Below are 745 nucleotides of genomic sequence, written 5' to 3'. Positions count from 1 at the left end.
ACATTTCTTAGTAATTTATCTCCTGATTTTAAAGGTGGGAAAAACAAATCTTTTTCTATCTTGTTCGAGATGAATAAACTTTTTGAATCTTACATTTCGATACTTATAAATCAATGTACGGACCACAAAGTTCAAATTCAGCACCAAGAGCATAAACTATTAGTCAAGGAAGCAACTCAAAGACAGATATATTCATTGAAACCAGATGTCGTTATTTCAAATGGAGAAACAGAGCTAGTAATTGACACCAAGTGGAAACAAATAAGAAGTTTGTACAATCGCCATGGAGCAAAACGAGAAGATTTATTTCAACTTTATGCCTATGTAACGAGATATAAAGAGGCTCGTTCAGCAATACTACTTTATCCACATAATAGTTTCATTGAAGAAGATCCGGCAACAATATTAGAGTCCTGGTACCTTGATGGCTTACCAGAAAAAAGAATTCGTATGTATTCAATAAGTTTAGAAGATGAAAAAGTAACTATTGATAACCTTACTAATATTATTCAAGAAAATTTCGTTGTGTGATAAATGAAAGAGCAGATCTCGTTTTGAGATCTGCTCCATTATGTAATTTATTAATAATCGTATCCCCACACTTAGTGAAAAAACATAATGATAAGAAATATAAACAATAGGAAGGGGGAGGATTAGTAATGGATCCTAATTCTTTAGAGTATCAGAAGTCAATTGCTCTTGAATTTGAGGCTAGTAAAAATAGAGTAAGATATTTAATAGGTTC

At 31.7% G+C, this 745-nt stretch carries 1 protein-coding gene; it reads left to right on the top strand.

The annotated features are described in order from the left end of the window. Positions 1-531 (top strand): 5-methylcytosine restriction system specificity protein McrC (locus AC1DRF_RS30760; protein ID WP_477742668.1); only part of this gene is annotated, 531 nt, incomplete at its 5' end. Positions 532-745: the final 214 nt, after the last annotated feature.

Source organism: Priestia sp. P5_B4, assembly GCF_056400385.1.
Note: the sequence above shows the minus strand (reverse complement) of the source record. Positions and strands in the feature narration are given on the sequence as shown.